Genomic DNA, 18,837 nt, shown 5'->3' on the forward strand with positions numbered 1-18,837 from the left:
ACGTTGATGGAGACCGGCCCGACACCAGACAAATGATTAGACGTACAAGTCTCTGCTTTACAGCTGGACTCCATCCCCATGACGCCCCACATCAGCTCGAGCCTCTGACCGAAGCATGAATCGCGACGATACTTCTTGGAAACGTTCTAAGATAAACGGTGCGTAATCGCAGATGTAATCACTAGACAGATGAGGAGTCCAGACCGGTGGTTCAGCGCCACCCTCGTACACCCACGCCGCCTGACGTGCAGCACCGTCCGCCACGTATTCGCTGTATTCTGGCACACATACAGGCAATCCAAGTACCGACGGGGCGATGCGCCGCACTGCTTCCGACTGAGCGCCACCCCCGATGAGGTTGATTTTGGTAACCGGAATGCCGAGCTGCTGAAATGCTCGGATACCTACGCCTACACCACACAGCATGCCCTCGATGGCGGCTCGCGCAATGTTCGAGGTAGTGAGATTTTCGCAGGTGACACCATGGATAGACCCTGTGGCATCCGGACAATTCGGCGTCCGCTCCCCCTCAAAGTACGGAACCACAACCAGCCCCTCGGCACCAGGCGGCGCGCATAGCGCCGCCCGAGAGAATTCAGCATGACTCATATTGAGCAAAGCCCGGAACGTATCGACAACACGTGAGGCATTCAACGTACAGACCAGTGGCAGATAGTTTCCGCTGGCATCCGCAAAACCAGTCACATATCCTTCAGGATCATGCGTGGCGACAGCCGATACCAGCGACACCACACCCGATGTCCCGATAGACATAGCCACTTCTCCTGGCTTGAGACCGAGTCCGAGCGCCGCACCGGCATTATCTCCAGCGCCCGGACCAATCACAAGATTGTGCCCGTCAATTTTTGCTTCGGCCACACGCTGAGCGGGCGAGGCAACTCGAGGCAACCTCACGCGTTCTGCGAATTCGCTTCCCGCCGCGAGTTTCAACAAATCCTTGCAGTACTCGTTATCTTGTGCGGAGTAATAACCAGTGCCCGAAGCGTCAGAACGATCCGTGACTAAAGTGCTTATATCGTCGCCACCTAGCAGGTTCCAGGTAAGCCAATCATGAGGTAGCGCTACAGCAGTAGTGCGAGACAAGTTATCGGGCTCATGAGTAGCCATCCATCTGATTTTCGTCACTGTTAGCGAAGCAACAGGCACACTGCCCGTCCGATCAGCCCATTGGCGCTTGCCTTCTCGCTCATTACCGTTGCCGAGCTCCGAAATAAGATCCACCGCATCGCGAGCAGAACGCGTATCATTCCACAGAATCGCATTGCGCACCACCTTGCCACGCTCATCAAGCGCGACCATACCGTGCTGCTGGCCGGCCACGGATAGCGCCACCACGTCATCCAACCCACCGGCTTGGCGCACAGCCTCGTCGAAGGCCGAACGCCATACCTGAGGATCGATTTCTGTTCCGCGCCGATGCCTGGCCGCACCTGACCTCACCAATTTGCCGGTATGCAAATCACGAATGACGACTTTGCAGGATTGCGTTGATGAATCGACACCTGCCACGAGCTGCTGCATGGCCCCTCCTCAACCTCATCGTTAAGTTTATTGCTTTATGCAACATACTAAAGTATAAAATATACTTTGTCCATTCTTGCAACAAATCGGCGTTTCGTCGCATAGTGATGAATCTGTAATGACACAACACCAGCCATACCGCGAGATGTGAGGCATACTTGTATGTATGCCCTCTCACACGATTGCACCCGGCCGCAACGTAGCCGCCAGCACCGCTACCACACTGGATGCCGCCCGCAGCACCACAGTGCGCAACCATAACCTCACCATGCTTGCCAATACAGTCGTAACCGGCTCACGCCATCCTTCGCGCGCCGACCTTGCCCGCATGACCGGGCTCAATCGCTCTACTATGACTAGGCTGGTAGAGCATCTCATCAGTTGCGGCATCATTCGAGAACTCAATTCGGAAAGCACCGGATCAGGCCGCCCCGCCGTCCCTCTCGCCCCAGCCCTACATACCTATGCAGCGATTGGCGTAGATATTTCCACAGGCTCTGTCGAGGCTTCTGCAGTCGACCTATCGGGCGAAATTCTTGCGCAGCATTATCAGCAACTCAATACCTCAAACGCCGAGAAAACATTAACTGTTGTGCGCCGCATCATTGATGATCTGCGCATGAGGGCAACAGATGCCGAGCTCACTACGGTCGGCATCACCGTAGCGTTGCACGGACTCATCGCCACCAACCACACTTATCTGCTGAGCAGCCCCAATCTTGGCTGGCACGACATTGACCTGCTGGAGGAACTGCGTAAAGCTGCGCCACAGAATATGTTGCCCCAAATCAACTTTCTCAACTCTGCCGATGCAGGCGCCTATGCAGAAACCTATCTGCGCAACAAACAGGACATTCCCCTATCGGATTACCTCTACGTCTCTGGCGGGACTGGTATCGACGCTGCAATCGTCAAATGCGGCGGATTCGACACAGGATGTCACGGCTGGGCAGGAGAACTTGGCCATGTCTATGTAGCTGAAGGCAGACGCCAATGCTCGTGCGGCAATACTGGGTGTCTAGAAACGTTTGCCGGACAATACGCTCTGATGGAGGCCAGCGGTCTGGCACCACACTCTTCTACCGGCAACTTGTTTGCCGCACTGTCTCGCAAGGAGCCAGACGCCTGTAAAGCCGTGAAATCAGCCGCACACTATCTCGGCATTGCATTAGCCTCGTTTATCAACATATGCGACATTCCCACCATTGTGCTTGATGGACTATATGCACAGCTATTTGAATATCTGGATAAGCCACTACAGCGTATGCTCACCGAGCACACGCTTTCCTCGCAATGGGCAGATATCAAAGTACTGCGATCCGTTTCCACCAGCAATTCCGTGGCATTTGGAGCAGCATGGAAGGGGCTCATCGAATTTCTCTCCACACCGGATCGCTGGCAAAAGCAGAATGATGAACAACTTGGATACTTCCCCATTACAGATACGCCGTCAGTGACAATCTGAGAGGGCGCGAACTTCAGCGAATACCTCATCAGCCATTACAGCAGCGGTTCTTGGCAATCATTCTCCCGCTTTCCCAAGTACAATGGATATGTGAAACATCGTCGTTTTACTGCACTATTCCTTGTGCCGCTCCTCACTTTGGCAACCGCCTGCGGCGCAAACCAGTCTGCGCAGACCACGGAATCACAGCCGCAGCAACAAACCAACACACTCAAAAGCAACAGGACAAGTCGGGTTCCGACTCGGCAAAAACCACCGTAGCCGATCCGCCCCAAGGCAATTGGACCGAGACGTATTCCTCACCCACCGATTTGGACGGCGAGCTGGATAAGGCATGGCTGAAATGTACGCCGCAGAACAATCCCGATCCGGAAGCATTTGCATGAAAACGCTCCACCGACCACAACAAAGTATGGCTGCACACCACCAAAGGGCAAATGGATGGTGCAACGCAGCGCTCATGTATGGCCGACGAACTCGACATTCCAGACGCCACCGAACTCACCACTTCCTGGACGAAGACAGCACTGGGTGATTACGACCGGATTCAACGTCAGAGCAACAACAGTATTGACATAGTCTGGCAGTACAGTAACGCCGTCACGGCATCGCTCAGCGCACAAACCGATTCCTACCGTGTCACATTGCCCTATTCCTGGCATAACGAAGTCAGCATTTCCGTGGACGGCAACACGATTACCGTCACGGACAAAGAGCACCCAAACTACTCGCTATGCACGTTCAAGGTCTCCAAGACACCAACGCAGGAGATATCGGCAATAGCCTCATCGAGAGATACCAAATCGGCGATATGCCCGTGCAGCTGTGGGCCACACGACGAGCATTCGGCGCCGTCACCGACCCTGCGTCTATATCCGCCGAGGACGCAGAGGACGTTACCGAACTGCAAACTGGAGACACCATTGATCACGAATCGCCGATCAGCCAGATTCAGTCCGGCGACTATTCCGGATTGTTCACCATCGACGAGTTCCTCAAGGCGCACATTACCGTCAGTAGTCTTTCGCGATTTGCGCATGACTGAACGATGATTCCGGCAAACAATATCAAGAAACATGTCATACTGGATATGTCCACATAAAATAATTGCCAGAGGAAGCACCAAGCCTTGCCAAACTCCACTCCCCTCATTTCCATCATCGTGCCGGTGTATAACGCCGAAGACTACCTGCGTTACTGCATTGATTCGATCCTGCAGCAGTCGTACACGAACCTTGAGGTGATTCTGGTGGACGATGGGGCCAAGGATTCCAGCCCGGCCATCTGCGATGAGTATGCGGCGCAGGACAGCCGCGTCACCGTGATCCATCAGGAAAACGGCGGCATCGCCAAGGCCCAGAACACCGGCCTCGATGCCGCGCATGGTGAGTACATCGCGTTCTCCGACAACGACGACATCCTCGACCGCCGCAATATCGAATACCTGCTGCACGCGTTGCAAAACACCGGCGCGGATATGAGCAAGGCACGCTGGCGTCAGTTCGGCGTCTCCCAGCTGGGCGAGGTGTCCAAAGAGGCCGAGACGGGCGCGCAGGCGCCCGGCAAAATCACTGTGTTCGAGCACCCGCTCGCCGCCTACCAGACCGTGTTCTGCAAAAGCCTGCGACTGCTCGGCAGCAAGCTCGGCCGCAACACCGAGGCCCGCTACTTCAACGAGGCGAACTGGTGCCGCCTGTACAGGCGCGAGCTGTGGGACGGCCTGCGGTTCCCCGAGGGCCATTACGCGCAGGATATCCGCATGGCAGGCCCCCTGTACGCCCGCATGGGCAAAGTGGCCGACATCGATTGCGTGCTCTACTACTGGCTTCAGGAGCCCGACTCGGTGACGCACTCGAAGCGAACCGCCGCATTCTGGCACGACAACGTACTTTCCGCAGCCGAGAACTTCCAGTTCACTCTGGAACAGGGCATCACCCCGTGCCGGAACTACTTCGGCCTGACCGCCAGCGTGCGCGATGAAGGCAAAGGCCTCAAGGCGCTCGGCTCCGAAGAACTACATGACAGCGACTGGCAGAACCATCTCGATGACGTGGCCACCATGCGCGCCCTGATCAGCAAGCTGAGCATCGGCGAACGCCTGAAATGCGCGGTACTTGCCACGATTCGCTCCTGCGAAAATGTCGTATATGATAACCGCATCCACTCGATGAAGTAGAGCAATAGCCGAGCCAGCAAACCCTCGCCTTCAGTGGGCTAGAGCGGGCTGCCTTCCATTCCTATTGTCAACTACGACTAGTCCCAACAGGAATACCGGCAATATCGGGAGCGCATAACGGCCTTGGATTCCCTCAAAGACCTCAAACCTACTCATAGACGCCAGGTCATTCCAGGTAAGCCCCACGAAGAGCACAAACGCTGCTATCTCAGCAGCCGCTATTACGAGACCTAAGACCAGGAATCGATGTCTTCCTGCCCATGAGGCCAGTGTCACCTGACCCGTCCAGTGCTGCTTCACCGTATAGGCCACTGCTACCAGCCAGACCAACCCCAAAACGGCCGCCATTGCAACATACCAAGTCGGCAGATAAGCAAAAGTCCCGAGGAACAGCATGGAATGCACTATTTTGCCAATAGTGAGTATCGGATGAGACAATGCAACACTCACATTATGTGATACGTCCACCTGCGCCAACGAGCTACCGAACAGTACGCTCCACGGAAGATACAGCGCTCCTGTCAGAACCGCCGCAATCCCCACAAATTCTAGCTTGCGGCGCACAGTCATCACCGCAGAAGGTAGGAACAGCACAGCAACCGCCACAAACGCATAGGGAAGTTTTTCACACGCCAAGGCCCACGCCAGCACCCCAAAAACCGCAGTGTGCGGAAGAGAAATCAAATGTTTGCCCTCAGCAGCCGCCGCAATAGCCGCCACCATGCAAGCCGAAAGCGCCACAATCATGCCATCAATCATCAGGCTCGATGCCACAAACGCCACCGGTGGAATAACTAATAGCAACGCCATCAGCGATTTCCAACGCGGTAACAGCGCAATGGCAAAGCACCCCATAATCGCATACAGAATGCTGTTGGATATTCGTGCCGCCTGCCACTGCGCGTACGGTGGCAAATTCACCAGCATGGCGATTTTCAGGCCAATGGCTTGGGCCAAGTAATCAAGCGGAAAATACGCGTTAGAGCGATTGGTGTGTGTCCCATCCGGCACAACGATGTGATCAGCCATCACATCATCAGCACTTTGCTGCGTTTCCCGCGACGAGTCGCCCTGCGTCGCCCTACTGATTGACTCAACAATCAGAACGTTCGCGAATCCTGGAATCGTCAGCAAACGCGAATCACCCTCAATGGACTGTTGCTTGACGGTGTTACCGTGCGCATCCTTTCCCTTTGCAACAGGATTCAACGATTGTCCTGTGGCCAATGCGTACGTGGACAACGGATGCATATCAGGATCTGGAATAGTAAGAGGGCCAACCTGGACGATGAACATACAGGCCTGCAGCGCGAACAACACCAGGAAGATAAAAATATTGCACGCAGTCCCCTTCAAGACATGTGCCACATGCTTCATAACGCCCTACCTTCCGGTCATTCGTCCACAGTCTACCGCACACGCACACCGCAAGGGCCTACCAATACCTGGTCAATCCCAACATAATTCGCCACAGCACATTTAGGGATGACTTTATCTTGGGCTTCTTATTACAATGCTCAAGTACGTTGTTTATAGAAATGAGCGAGCAGAGTGGACGACATCCAAAACGACCAGGAACCTTCAGCGCAAGAGTCTGGCACGGATATGGGAAAAACCGAAGTCCCAGCTGTTCCCTCAAAACAGAATGACGATCAGCAGAGCAACAAATTGCCGCTGCCTTTCGCGTTGAACTTTAGCATATTGATGGCTTCAAAGCCCATGGTCATGCTGGCCAAAGCCATATCTTTCTTGCGCACACTATTGAAGAAGCGCCCCCGCTGCCCCTACACGTTGTACGTAGTGGTCATGGTAATGGTTGACGCCGCAGCAGTGCTGTTCATCCAATGGAGCATGTACGAGGAACCCACATATGCCGATCCGGATGCAGTAGATGACACCACCAAAATGTTCAATAGCGCGGCTGGGCAGCTGACGAAATTCGTTGCCCAGATGTGGATGGAACACAACTACGTCTGGCTGCTCAACTTCCTAGTACTAGGCATGGTATACCTCGTACTGATATTTGTCTTGAACCGGTTCTGGGTGGCAACAGCGGTATTTGCCATCATCACGTCAACCTACGCTGTGGCGAATAGCATTAAGGTCGATCTGCGCAACGAACCCATCATTCCTTCTGATTTGGGATTCCTCTCCAGCGGCAACGGTGGGGAAATCACATCATTCATCCCTAAAGACAGCCAGCCGCTGGTCGACGGCACCATTACCATGCTTATCTGGCTGACTATTATCTGCTTGGCATTGCAGCTTATCGATGGCCGCCGCTGCGTGATTCCATTTCACTGGTGGCGCCCATTCCGCAATACCAAGACCATCATCGGCAATTGCACACGCATCATTGCCGCGGTACTCAGCGTTACTCTGCTCTGGTCGTTCACTTGGAATCTGGGAGCCAACGGCTCATGGTCTTACAAGTGGGCAAAGAGTCTAGGCGATGATCCCCTGCTATGGAGCACAGTTGTCGACGCCACCTATAACGGCCCAACCATGGACTTTCTGCGGCTGGCACACGCAAAAACCATGGATAAGCCCAAGGATTACAACAAAGAGACCATGGAGGCTTTGGCTAAACGTTATAAGGAAAGCGCCCAAGCCACTAACGAGGCACGTGCCAATAACCTCACCGACAGTACCGTAGTCATGATTCTTTCGGAATCATTCTCCGACCCAACTCGCGCGCCGGGAGTTGAACTCACTGAAGATCCGATGCCGAATATTCACGCCCTTGAAGGCACTACCACTTCAGGCCTGATGCTCTCGCCGGGCATCGGTGGAGGCACAGCCAATATCGAACATCAGGCATTAACAGGCCTTAGCCTGGCGTTGTTCGACAATTCCATGCAATCGCCTTATCAGGAGCTTGTCCCGCACCAGAAAACGCCTTATACGTTCAACCAAATATGGAATGATGCTTACGGCAAGAATGGTTCCGTGGCGTTCCACCCATACTTCAAGAACATGTATCTGCGCGATAGCAACTACAAAAAATTTGGTTTCAGCAAGTTGTATTCGCTTGATAGCAAACCTCCCATCACACATCAAGATCACATCGATAGTTCTCCCTATGTGAGCGATGCCGCCTCGTACCAGAACGTTCTTGATTCAATCAACAGCAATGATCACACCCAGTTCATCCAGCTGGTTACCATGCAGAATCATGCGCCCTACAATGATTTCTACGCGGACAACCAGTTCAAAGAAGCCGATGTTTCCCAACTCTCCGACGAAGAGAAACAGTCTATCGATAATTACGCCAAGGGCATCAGCCTCACTGATCAGGAGACTGCGGACTTTTTGAACCAGCTCAATGCAGTTGATAAGCCAGTCACCGTTATCTTCTACGGCGATCATCTGCCCGGCATCTACAGCACCGCGACCAAAGACAAGAACAATACTCTTGTCATGCATGAGACCGATTACTTTATATGGTCAAATCAGGCGTCCGCGTCTGCCGGTGTCAAACTCGACCCGCAGACCGCCGGCTATGTCTCATCGAACTCTTTCATGGCTTTGGCTGCTGAACATATGAATGCCAAGGTGTCACCTTATCTGGAAATGCTGACGCAGGTGCAAGCGCAGATTCCGGCAATCAGCCGACTGATCAGCTCCAACGATTCCTGGGGCGATGGCAGCACCGCCTATCTGGATGCTGAAGGAAACCGCGTCAAGCGTAAGGATCTCTCCAAGGAAGCCAATCAACTACTAAATGATTACCGTCTCGTGCAATACGACATGAGTAAGGGTAAGGGCTACCTTAACGACGATGGATTCTTTGCAGTTAAGTAAGCAAAAGGGGCATCAGACGGTTGTCCAATGCCCCACGAATCGCTTACTTCTCTCGAACCCAATAGTTGCCTGATGTACGAGACAGGTTTGGATTGTAATACGGATCGTTATCTACGATTTCGGCATACTTCTTACGGAATTTCGCAGATTCCCGATCTAGTCGAGCCTTCTTTTTCTTGCTTTCAATATCGTATCCACGCGTGACGGACTCGTAGTGGTATAGCTCCGCCTCATGCGCCCACACGATGTCACGTCCAAGCTGTTCGTGAATCCGAATGCACAAGTCGACATCGTTATATGCAACCGCCAAAGCCTCATCAAAGCCATGTACCGCACGGAAGTCATCAGCTTTCACCATGCAGCATGCTGCCGTGACGGCAGAGTAATTGACGCTCTCGACGAGTCGGCCAAAGTAGCCAAAATCTCCACGGGGGAAGCCAACCTGAATATGCCCAGCAGCCCCGCCGAGGCCGAGCACGATACCTGCATGCTGAATGGTCTCAGTGGGATAGTACAGCTTTGCTCCCACGACGCCGATTCGATCCAGCTGCGCGAACGACACCATTCTGGTCATCCAAGATGGGCTGATGACTTCAGTATCGTCGTTGAGGAACAGCAAGTAACGACCGGAAGCTTTTTGAGCAGCTATATTGTTAATCCGCGAGAAGTTGAACGGAATGTCAATCTCTTCCACACGGAAACGATCACCAAGCTTCTTGGCAAAACGCTGATACAAATCCTGCATATGCGGGTTGTCACTGCCGTTATCAGCAATGATGATCTCATAATTGGGGTAGTCCGTCTTGTCAATAATTGAGCTGACACAACGTTCGATATTGTCGTACCCGTTCTTCGTCGGGATGATTACCGACACTAGCTCGTCGCCGGAGACATCGTAATGCACGTTATAAATGCCATTCGGACCGGCGGAAACCACTTCAGCCTGAATACCGCGTCTGTCAACCGCCGACTGCAATGCGCGCAAACCAGCGTCGGATGTGTAGCTCTTGGCACCGCCGCTAGACGCGGTAGAAGTTGCCAAAGTGCGCCAATGATAGAGCACCTTCGCGATGTGCTGGATGTGATCAGGAGTGGTTTTTTCTACGAAGCGAAGCACCAGATCATAGTCCTGCGAGCCCTCATAGCCGACCCGGAAACCACCGATTTCATCTACGATGCTCTTTCGATACACACCGAAATGACTGATGTAGTTAGTACTCATCAGCAAATCGGGAGAATAGTTCGGCTTGAAATGCGGGTCGAAGCGGTTCCCCTCTTCGTCCTCTTTGTCTTCGTCACTGTAGATAAGATCTGTGTCCGGATGCTCATTGAGGGTCTTCACTACCTCAAACAGTGCCTGGGGAGCCAGTTCATCGTCATTGTCAAGCAAACCGACGAACTCTCCTGAGGCCTCTTCCAAAGCCGAATTCGTTGCTCTGGAAATGTGCCCGTTTTCAGGGCGGAACACCACTTTGATGCGAGAATCCTGCTGTGCATACCGTTCAAGCAGCGGACGCACATGCGGCTCGGACGAATGATCATCAGCCAGGCACAACTCCCAGTTGGGGTATGACTGGTTACGAACCGAATCCACACACTTTTCCAGCCACTTCGGCTCCACGTTATATACCGGCACCAGCAGTGAAATCAACGGCTGATATGCAAACAAGGAAATCTCATTGCGCACTGCCGTCTCGTCGTAGCGCTCTGTTCGACGAATGAGGTTATGGTACACGTGCTTCTGCCAACGAGGGCCCCAATACTTATCCAGCAGACGCCTCGTGGTACGACGCGGATGTCCCAGTAGTGCAACCTTGCGCAGGAAGTTCGACAATCCCGCAAGAACAGGCGACGACTGAACCGGGATGACGACTTCCTGACTATCTGTGGAGGTCCTCATACGCAGACGCAGCTTGTCGTTCGCCAATTGCTTGCGTCCACCCGGCACCGATATTTCTGCACGGAAACCAAGAATAGAATCTGGGGGAACCGTAGTTATTGCATTCACGTCAGGACGACCGTAACGGCTCAGGCTGCGCAAACTCGCCACAGGAGATTCCGCCAAAGAGATATCAACCTGTTCACCACCGTGTATATCGGCAGCCCATCCGTTGACGAGCACAGTGGATCCGTCTTGCTTAGCATCCACTTGATCAAGGTTGTATACAATGCCCCGCTGTTCCTCGGAAGCAGGCGGGAAGCATGCAGCCGCAAACGGATCAACGATCTCGCGATGCATCTTCAGATATTCTGCAATGTCATCCTTATTGATTGACAAGTGAGTACGCTTGCAATCCGTGAAAACCGAATACGGCTCCCAAAGCACAGTATGACCGGACTGCTGATACATGCGAGCGCAATAGTCAATACCGCGCAGTCCCTCTGCCAGGCGCGTATTGAGTCCGCCTATTTCCACGAATTCCTTGCGACGCACCAGCATGCAATCTTCCGTGGCCGCGAACATGTCACGAGGAAGCAGATCTCTGAAGTAGTAACCGATTCCTTCATCCCAGGAACCGCGCATTTCAAAAGGCTCACATTGCTTCAACGCCCGAAGAGTGACGCCCACATTGAGCACACGCTTCTTGGTATCAAACACCTTACCGCCCACAACGCCAACAGAAGAGGGACGCGCATAATTCACCATTTCGCGTAGCCATGTGCCATCGGTCGGCTTCATGCCGTTCAACAGCACAATCACATCTTCAGAACGACGTTTTGCCACATCATTGACGGAATCCGCTGCAGCAGCAATCACAGTGAACGACGGATAATCCGTCATCTCTCGTAGCTGCTTCACTTGCGCATCAGACAGAGAAGAAGCAACCACCGCAACTGTCGGAGTGTAATCGGCATAGTCAATCTTATACGTACCGAGATTGTCGAGCATTCGCACGTCACCGGCTATTCCTCGACGCTCCAAGGCCGCTTCGATCGCCTTGCGACCAGCCTCATAGGCATACATCTTGCTTCGGGGGTCTCCGGCCACGGAGCTTGCAAGGGTGCGCCAGTGGTACAGCATCTGCGGAATATGATGAACGTGATGTGCATGCTCGGTGGCACGCAGCACGAAGTCATAATCCTGGCTGCCGTCGTATTCGCTGCGCAATGCGCCAACCTTGTCCAACAGCGCACGGCTCACTACGACGAAATGAGTGATGTAGTTATGACCGAGCAATAGGTTTGGCGAATAATCCGGCTTGAAGAACGGGTCAAAGCGCTTGCCCTGCTCGTTAATCTTGTCTTCATCGGAATACACGAAATCCGTATCGGGCTGGTCATTCAACGCTCGGACGACTTCAAACAACGCCTGCGGTGCCAGTTCATCGTCATTGTCCATGAAGCCGACGTAATCACCAGTAGCGAGTTCTATGGCAGAATTCGTCGCCGCCGCAATACGTCCGTTGCTGTCACGAAAGACAATCTTGATACGGGGATCGCTCGCGGCAAGCTCTTCCAGCAGCGGCTTGACGTGCGCAGAAGGCGAATGGTCATCAGCCAGGCACAATTCCCAGTTGGTGTACCACTGGTTTTGCATGGATTCAACGCATTTGCGCAGCCAGACCTCGTCCACGTTGTACACAGGTGTCACCACAGAGATGAGCGGAGTCTTGGAAAATGCGGCAATGACGGGCTCAGCTTCCTGCTGAGTCATCGTTTCATGACGCTGAATCCAGGAATCGTAAAAATCCGTCTCACCAACAACACGACGCCTTACCGCGTCTCGCAAATCCTTCATCGCCTCGCGATTGCCAAGGTGCGCGGCATAAAACATGAGCCTGTGCACGCGGGTGCTGATGTATTGCATGCGGAATCGACTCATCAAACGCTGAACATTGATGTGCCTTGTCATGGTCGTGCCAGGCGCCTGACACATCAAGTCGAAATTCTGCACTCCCTGAGGAATAACAATCGTGAAGCCTGCTTGATCGCTGGGATCCAATCCATACGTCTTTTCCAGATCAACACGAGTATTCCGCGATACCGTCATACCCGTGCCGGCTACAGCCAGTGGTAGGGCGGTCTGCCTCATCTTGTCAACCGCCCAGCCGGTCACTATAGTCCGAGACTGTTCCCCAACCTTGACGTTCTCTACTTTTTCGACTGTTACCTGATATGTACGATCATTCAACAGCGTCAGCATGCTTGTTCTGTCCTTATCATCTCAGCAGACGGATTAATCGATTGTCACTTGCACCGTATTGTCCGGGTTCACCACTGACATCACTTCCGCAGCGGATCCCTTGATGTGGAATCTGCAGGCATTCTCTGCCAACTGCAAACGCTCAGAGTCCGTCTGCAGAGCAATACAGATGCGGAAATCGCCAAATGCGAGCACATTCTTCACCGCAAATTCGGCCGTATGCTTACCGGCTGAAATCTTATCGTCCTCGAAGCCAAACGGCATGGAAAGCACGGGAACATTGCGGCCATCAAACACATCGATGAACAGCTGGTTCGCAGGAACCGGACGATCGCATTCGAAGTCAACATTCATGGTGAAGTCCTCGCGCGTATCCAGGAATTTCTGCGTCTCGCCATCGACGGCAACGTTTACGGCATTCACGGTCACGGCATTGCGAATAGCCGCTTCCTTTTGCCGTGCCTCCACTACTTCGCGCGGGGGAAGGAACGAATCCGAGTAAGCATCGGCAATCTCGTCAGGGTCGCCGATCTTCGCAATATAGCCGTCCTGAATGAGCATTGCCCGATCGCAATACCTGCGCACATCCGGCATGGAGTGGGTGACCAGAATAACCGTCTTCTTGTTGCGCTTCGCCTCAAAGAAATAGTTCTGGCACTTCTTCTGGAAAGCTTCATCGCCCACGGCAAGCACCTCATCAAGAACGAGGATGTCGCCCTGCGATTTAATTGCCACAGAGAATGCCAGACGCACTTGCATACCGCTGGAGTAGTTCTTCAGCTTCTGTTCCATGAAGTCGCCGAGTTCGGCGAACTCCACGATGTCGTCATACATGGCATCAATCTCGTCGTTGGAGAAACCAAGCATGGCACCATTGAGATATACGTTCTCGCGGCCAGTCAGTTCAGGATTGAATCCAACACCCAACTCAATAAAGGGCACGAGTTTGCCGTCCACCTCGATTGTGCCTGTATTCGGCGTGTAAATCTGGGAAATCAGTTTCAGCAGAGTGGATTTACCAGAGCCGTTCTTACCGACAATGCCGAAAAACTCACCTTGTTTGATATCAAAGGTGATGTCTTTCAGCACTTCCTGCGTACGGTACCCGCGAATGCCACGGAGCCAATTGAACAGCATGTTCTTCAGGCTGCCAGCACGTTCAACCGGAAGTTTGAAGTTCTTGGATACGTGCTCCACCTTGAGCGCCACCGGTCGGTCAGCGTTCTTCTGCTCCATCGCTTTGTCCATCTTGTTCATCGTCACACCAACTCCGCGAAGTACTGGGATTTAACGGTGAAATACTTCAAACCACCCAAGAAGATCAGTACAGAAAGAATAATCGGCCAGCACTGCAGGAATGGGTTATCCACCCACTGCCAAATGGTCTGATTTGCAGGGCTAATCATCACATGACGCGCATCCTGAACGATTTGCGCCACTGGGTTGAGAATCAGATCGAGCCGGGCAAATATCGGACCATATTCGCCCGCCTTTGAAGTGATAAGGGAAATAGGGTAGATAATAGGCGTGGCATAGAATCCAGCCTGCATTACCACTTCCCAGATGGGGTTCAAGTCACGCAGATTGACATACACGGCACTGAGGAAGAAAGCGATTCCCAACGACAGCATATACAACTCAAGCACCAGAGGAACCATCAGCAACCACGACCAGGTAAGACTGACGCCGTTAATCAGAGCAAATACCACCACCACAACAAAGTTGATGCCGAAGTTAATCATGGCGCTCATGGATGAGGCAATGACAATCACATACTTCGAGAAGTGAATCTTGCGCAGCAGATCACCATGCCCCACAATCGACATCATGCCGCCGGTAGTGGTTTCGTTGAAGAAATTCCACATGATGATGCCCAGCAAAAGCGCCACGGAGAAGTGAGGCACATCAGCACCGAACTTCAGGAACCGGACGAACACGAGATACATGATGGTGAACAGCATCAGTGGCTTGAGCACAGACCAGATGTATCCCAAGAAGGACTGCTGGTAACGAAGTTTGAAGTCGGTGCTAACCATCGCCTTCAGTAATAGGCGGTTCTTCCTGGTGAAGATTTCCGTGATGTTCAAAATTGCTCCTCAAATACAACAAACCCGCATATTTTATCAGCGCGGACTAACAATCTATGCGGGTTTTCAGTGAAGGTCTATCGATCCATCGGTTTGACGATGAACTTATTATCCGCCACATCCTTCAGATGCTTGCCATACGGGCTCTTGCCATACTTCACAGCGGCCTCCATCAGCTCATCACGAGTAATCCAACCGTTCTCAAAAGCGATTTCTTCGGCAACGGCGATCGGCAGGCCCTGAGCACGCTGCACGGTGCGCACGAATTCGCCTGCCTCATACAGGGAGTCCATGGTGCCGGTATCCAGCCAGGCATAGCCGCGGCCAAGCGTCTGCACATTGAGGGTGCCGTCTTCCAGATACATCTTGTTCAGATCGGTAATCTCCAGCTCGCCACGGGGGGACGGCCTGACCTGCTTGGCGAACTCGGTGACGCGTTCGTCGTAGAAGTACAGGCCGGTCACCGCATAGTTGCTGGCCGGGTGCTCCGGCTTCTCAACGATGGAGATGGCCTTCTTGTTCTCATCGAATTCGACCACGCCGTATCGCTCAGGATCGTCGACGTAGTAGCCGAACACTGTGGCACCATGTTCCACCGTGGCGGCCTTGCGCAGTGTCCTGCCCAAACCGTTGCCGTAGAAGATGTTGTCGCCGAGCACCAGCGCGCACGGCTCACCATCGATGAACTCCTCGCCGAGGATGAATGCCTGGGCCAGGCCATCCGGGGAAGGCTGCACCTTGTAAGAGAAGCTCACGCCATACTGGGAGCCGTCTCCCAACAAACGCTCGAAGTTCGGCAGATCCTTCGGCGTGGAGATGATCAGAATGTCACGGATGCCCGCCATCATCAGCACGCTCAACGGGTAGTAGATCATCGGCTTGTCATACACGGGAAGCAGCTGCTTCGAGGTCACCGTGGTCAGAGGGTACAGTCTCGTGCCCGAACCTCCAGCGAGAATGATGCCTTTCATGAAAAACCTGCTTTCCACAACGTTTTACTCATTATTCGTCTACAAACATATTCAGCTTAGCTAACTCTTATTCAAAATGAAAAACCACGCAGAGAGCCTGCGCGGTTTTATCACTTGAAGTCAACTGTTATGAACAGCTATCAGCCGAGTTCCTTCTGCACGTAGGTCTTGAGGGTCTCTTCCCAGTCAGCGGGCGCGTATCCGGCTTCACCGATCTTGGCAAGATCCAGTGCGGAGTTGACCGGACGCGGAGATACCGGGTTGGTCGCGTTCGCGAAGTACTCGGCGGTGCTGATGGGCTTGACCTTGCTGCCGTTGCCGTTCGTCAGGTCGAACACCTCGGCCGCGATATCAGCCCAGGACTTCACGGCGCCGGAACCGGTCAGGTTGTAGGTGCCGTAGGGGGCGTGGCTGTCAAGCAGGTGGAAGATCGCCTCGGCCATGTCGCGGGTGAAGGTCAGGCGACCGTACTGGTCGTCCACCACGGTGACCTGATTCAGCTTGTCGGCCGGGTCGGCGACCTTGTTGGACAGCATCATCATGGTCTTCACGAAGTTGCGCCCCTCGCCGATCACCCAGCTGGAACGCAGGATGTAATGCTCGGGTGCGTTGGCCACGGCGATGTCGCCCGCAGCCTTGGTCTGGCCGTACACGCCAAGCGGGGCGAACGCCTCCGTCTCCGTGTGTTCCTTGGCGGTGCCGTCGAACACATAATCCGAACTCACGTGCACGAGGGTGATGTGGTGGTCCTTGGCCACCTTGGCCAGCAGAGCCGGACCCTGGGCATTCGCCTTCCACGCGATCGGACGGCCTTCAGCGGTCTCGGCCTTGTCGACGGCCGTGTAGGCACCGGCGTTGATGATCGTGCCGTACAGGCTCCAATCGTATGCCTCGTATGCCTTCGGGTCGGAGAAGTCGAACTCGTCGATGTCCGTGTACTCGAAGCCCTCCAGACCATGCGCTTCCGCGTAGGCGCGAATCGCGTGGCCCAGCTGGCCGTTGCAGCCCGTCACCAGGGTGCGCTTGGGAGCCATGGGCTTGGCGTCCTTGAGCATCGGATGGTGCAGATCGGCCTCGCTGCGCTCGGACTCCTCCAGCGGAATCGGCCACTGGATGTTCAGTTCCGGATCCGCAAGGTTCACGAACGTGTAGGTTTTCTTCTGTTCGAGCGACCAGTGCGCGTTCACCAGATACGTGTACACCGTGCCGTCCTGCAGTGCCTGGAAGCTGTTGCCCACGCCGCGAGGCACGTAGATTGCCTTGGACGGATCCAAACGGGTCGTGTACACCTGGCCGAAGCTCTCGCCCGGGCGCAGGTCAACCCATGCGCCGAAGACCTCGCCGGCCGCGATGCTGATGTACTTGTCCCACGGCTCCGCGTGAATGCCACGGGTGACGCCCTTGGTGGCGTTGTAGCTGATGTTGTTCTGCACCGGGCCGAAGTCCGGCAGACCCAGACCCATCATCTTGGCGCGCTGCCAGTTTTCCTTGAACCAGCCACGGTTGTCGCCATGCACCGGCAGGTCGAACACCAGAAGGCCCGGGATGTTCGTCTTCTCGACCTTCAGTTCCTTCTCGAATTCAAATGCCATGATCGGATCACTGTCCCTGCTGCTTGTACTTGGCTTCGGTGGCGGCCTTGGCCGGCTCCCACCAGGCACGGTTGTCCGTGTACCACTTGATGGTCTGCTCCAGGCCCTTCTGGAAGTCCGTGTGCGTCGGCTTCCAGCCGAGCTCGGTCCGCAGCTTGGTGGAGTCGATCGCGTAGCGGCGGTCGTGGCCGGGACGGTCCTTCACCCAGTCGAACGCGTCCGGGCTCTTGCCCATCACGGTCAGGATGTCGCGCAGCACGGTGATATTGTTGCGTTCCCCGTCCGCGCCGATCAGGTAGGTCTCGCCCAGACGGCCCTTGGTCAGGATGGTCCACACGCCGGTGGAGTGGTCGTCCGTATGGATCCAGTCGCGCACGTTCTCCCCGTTGCCGTACAGCTTCGGGCGCAGGCCCTCAAGGATGTTCGTGATCTGGCGCGGGATGAACTTCTCCACATGCTGGAAGGGGCCGTAGTTGTTCGAGCAGTTGCTGATCGTGGCGCGGATGCCGAACGTGCGGTGCCATGCGCGCACCAGCAGGTCGGAGCTCGCCTTCGTCGAGCTGTACGGGCTGGACGGATGGTACGGGGTCCGCTCCGTGAACTTGGCCGGATCGTCCAAAGCCAGGTCGCCGTACACCTCGTCCGTGCTCACGTGGTGGTAGCGCACGTCGTACTTGCGGGCCGCCTCCAACAGGCGGAACGTGCCCTCCACGTTCGTCTTCAGGAACGGCTCCGGGTTCGCGATCGAGTTGTCGTTGTGGGATTCCGCGGCGTAGTGCACGATCGCGTCATGACCCGGCACGATCTTGTCGAGCAGCTCGGCGTCGCAGATGTTGCCGTGCACGAACTCCACACGGTCGCCCAGGATGCCCCTGATGTTCTCCAGGTTGCCCGCATACGTCAACGCGTCCAAAACCGTCACATGCACGTCCGGATGGTTGTTGTACACGTAATGGACGAAATTCGAACCGATGAAACCACAGCCACCGGTCACAATGATGTTATGGGGAGTAAACAGTTCTTCAGCCATAACCTACAGCATACCGTCAGGCATAC

Annotated in this window: 13 protein-coding genes; 5 read left to right on the forward strand and 8 right to left on the reverse strand. The window is 54.4% G+C overall.

What is annotated here, in order from left to right; genetic code table 11:
* Positions 1–57: 57 nt before the first annotated feature.
* Positions 58–1,542 (reverse strand): xylulokinase, encoded by a 1,485-nt coding sequence (gene xylB, locus BBBR_RS09195; RefSeq protein ID WP_003829665.1) that lies wholly within the window; start codon positions 1,540–1,542, stop codon positions 58–60.
* Between the two features lie 166 nt (positions 1,543–1,708).
* On the opposite strand from xylB, the gene BBBR_RS09200 reads away from it, so the two are divergent.
* The 4 genes from BBBR_RS09200 to BBBR_RS09210 all read left to right on the forward strand — a co-directional run bounded on the left by BBBR_RS09200 (position 1,709) and on the right by BBBR_RS09210 (position 5,183).
* Positions 1,709–3,007, forward strand: coding sequence for an ROK family transcriptional regulator (locus BBBR_RS09200; RefSeq protein WP_003829664.1), 1,299 nt, complete (start codon positions 1,709–1,711; stop codon positions 3,005–3,007).
* A 50-nt stretch (positions 3,008–3,057) separates the two neighbouring features.
* Complete coding sequence (locus BBBR_RS11175; RefSeq protein ID WP_003829663.1) at positions 3,058–3,393, forward strand: hypothetical protein; 336 nt, start codon at positions 3,058–3,060, stop codon at positions 3,391–3,393.
* Between the two features lie 347 nt (positions 3,394–3,740).
* On the forward strand, positions 3,741–4,052 hold the full coding sequence (locus tag BBBR_RS11180) for a hypothetical protein (RefSeq protein ID WP_014484366.1): 312 nt from the start codon (positions 3,741–3,743) through the stop codon (positions 4,050–4,052).
* Between the two features lie 84 nt (positions 4,053–4,136).
* On the forward strand, positions 4,137–5,183 hold the full coding sequence (locus BBBR_RS09210; protein ID WP_003829660.1) for a glycosyltransferase family 2 protein: 1,047 nt from the start codon (positions 4,137–4,139) through the stop codon (positions 5,181–5,183).
* A gap of 30 nt (positions 5,184–5,213) precedes the next feature.
* On the opposite strand, the gene BBBR_RS09215 is transcribed toward BBBR_RS09210, so the two are convergent.
* Positions 5,214–6,560, reverse strand: coding sequence for a DUF2142 domain-containing protein (locus tag BBBR_RS09215; protein ID WP_003829659.1), 1,347 nt, complete (start codon positions 6,558–6,560; stop codon positions 5,214–5,216).
* Positions 6,561–6,734: 174 nt separating this feature from the next.
* Here BBBR_RS09215 and BBBR_RS09220 point away from each other — a divergent pair, with 174 nt between their 5' ends.
* A complete protein-coding gene (locus BBBR_RS09220; RefSeq protein ID WP_003829658.1) occupies positions 6,735–8,987 on the forward strand; it encodes an LTA synthase family protein in 2,253 nt (750 codons plus the stop codon).
* A 43-nt stretch (positions 8,988–9,030) separates the two neighbouring features.
* Here BBBR_RS09220 and BBBR_RS10520 read toward each other — a convergent pair whose 3' ends face one another.
* The 6 genes from BBBR_RS10520 to rfbB form a co-directional block, all read right to left on the reverse strand.
* Positions 9,031–13,131 carry a glycosyltransferase family 2 protein gene (locus BBBR_RS10520; protein WP_003829657.1) on the reverse strand — a complete coding sequence of 1,367 codons (4,101 nt, stop codon included), beginning with the start codon at positions 13,129–13,131 and terminating at the stop codon, positions 9,031–9,033.
* A gap of 33 nt (positions 13,132–13,164) precedes the next feature.
* Positions 13,165–14,388, reverse strand: coding sequence for an ABC transporter ATP-binding protein (locus BBBR_RS09230; protein WP_003829656.1), 1,224 nt, complete (start codon positions 14,386–14,388; stop codon positions 13,165–13,167).
* A gap of 2 nt (positions 14,389–14,390) precedes the next feature.
* Entirely contained in the window at positions 14,391–15,218 is an 828-nt protein-coding gene (locus BBBR_RS09235; protein ID WP_003829655.1) for an ABC transporter permease, read from the reverse strand.
* Between the two features lie 77 nt (positions 15,219–15,295).
* Positions 15,296–16,189, reverse strand: coding sequence for a glucose-1-phosphate thymidylyltransferase RfbA (gene rfbA, locus BBBR_RS09240; RefSeq protein ID WP_003829653.1), 894 nt, complete (start codon positions 16,187–16,189; stop codon positions 15,296–15,298).
* Between the two features lie 140 nt (positions 16,190–16,329).
* The gene (locus tag BBBR_RS09245; RefSeq protein WP_003829652.1) at positions 16,330–17,781 is read right to left on the reverse strand and encodes a sugar nucleotide-binding protein; all 1,452 of its coding nucleotides are present in this window, start codon (positions 17,779–17,781) and stop codon (positions 16,330–16,332) included.
* 7 nt (positions 17,782–17,788) lie between these two features.
* Positions 17,789–18,811: a dTDP-glucose 4,6-dehydratase gene (rfbB, locus tag BBBR_RS09250; protein WP_003829651.1), complete on the reverse strand. Its 1,023-nt coding sequence runs from the start codon at positions 18,809–18,811 to the stop codon at positions 17,789–17,791.
* Between the last annotated feature and the right edge of the window lie 26 nt (positions 18,812–18,837).

The sequence above is a fragment of the Bifidobacterium breve DSM 20213 = JCM 1192 genome, assembly GCF_001025175.1.
GTDB lineage: Bacteria > Actinomycetota > Actinomycetes > Actinomycetales > Bifidobacteriaceae > Bifidobacterium > Bifidobacterium breve.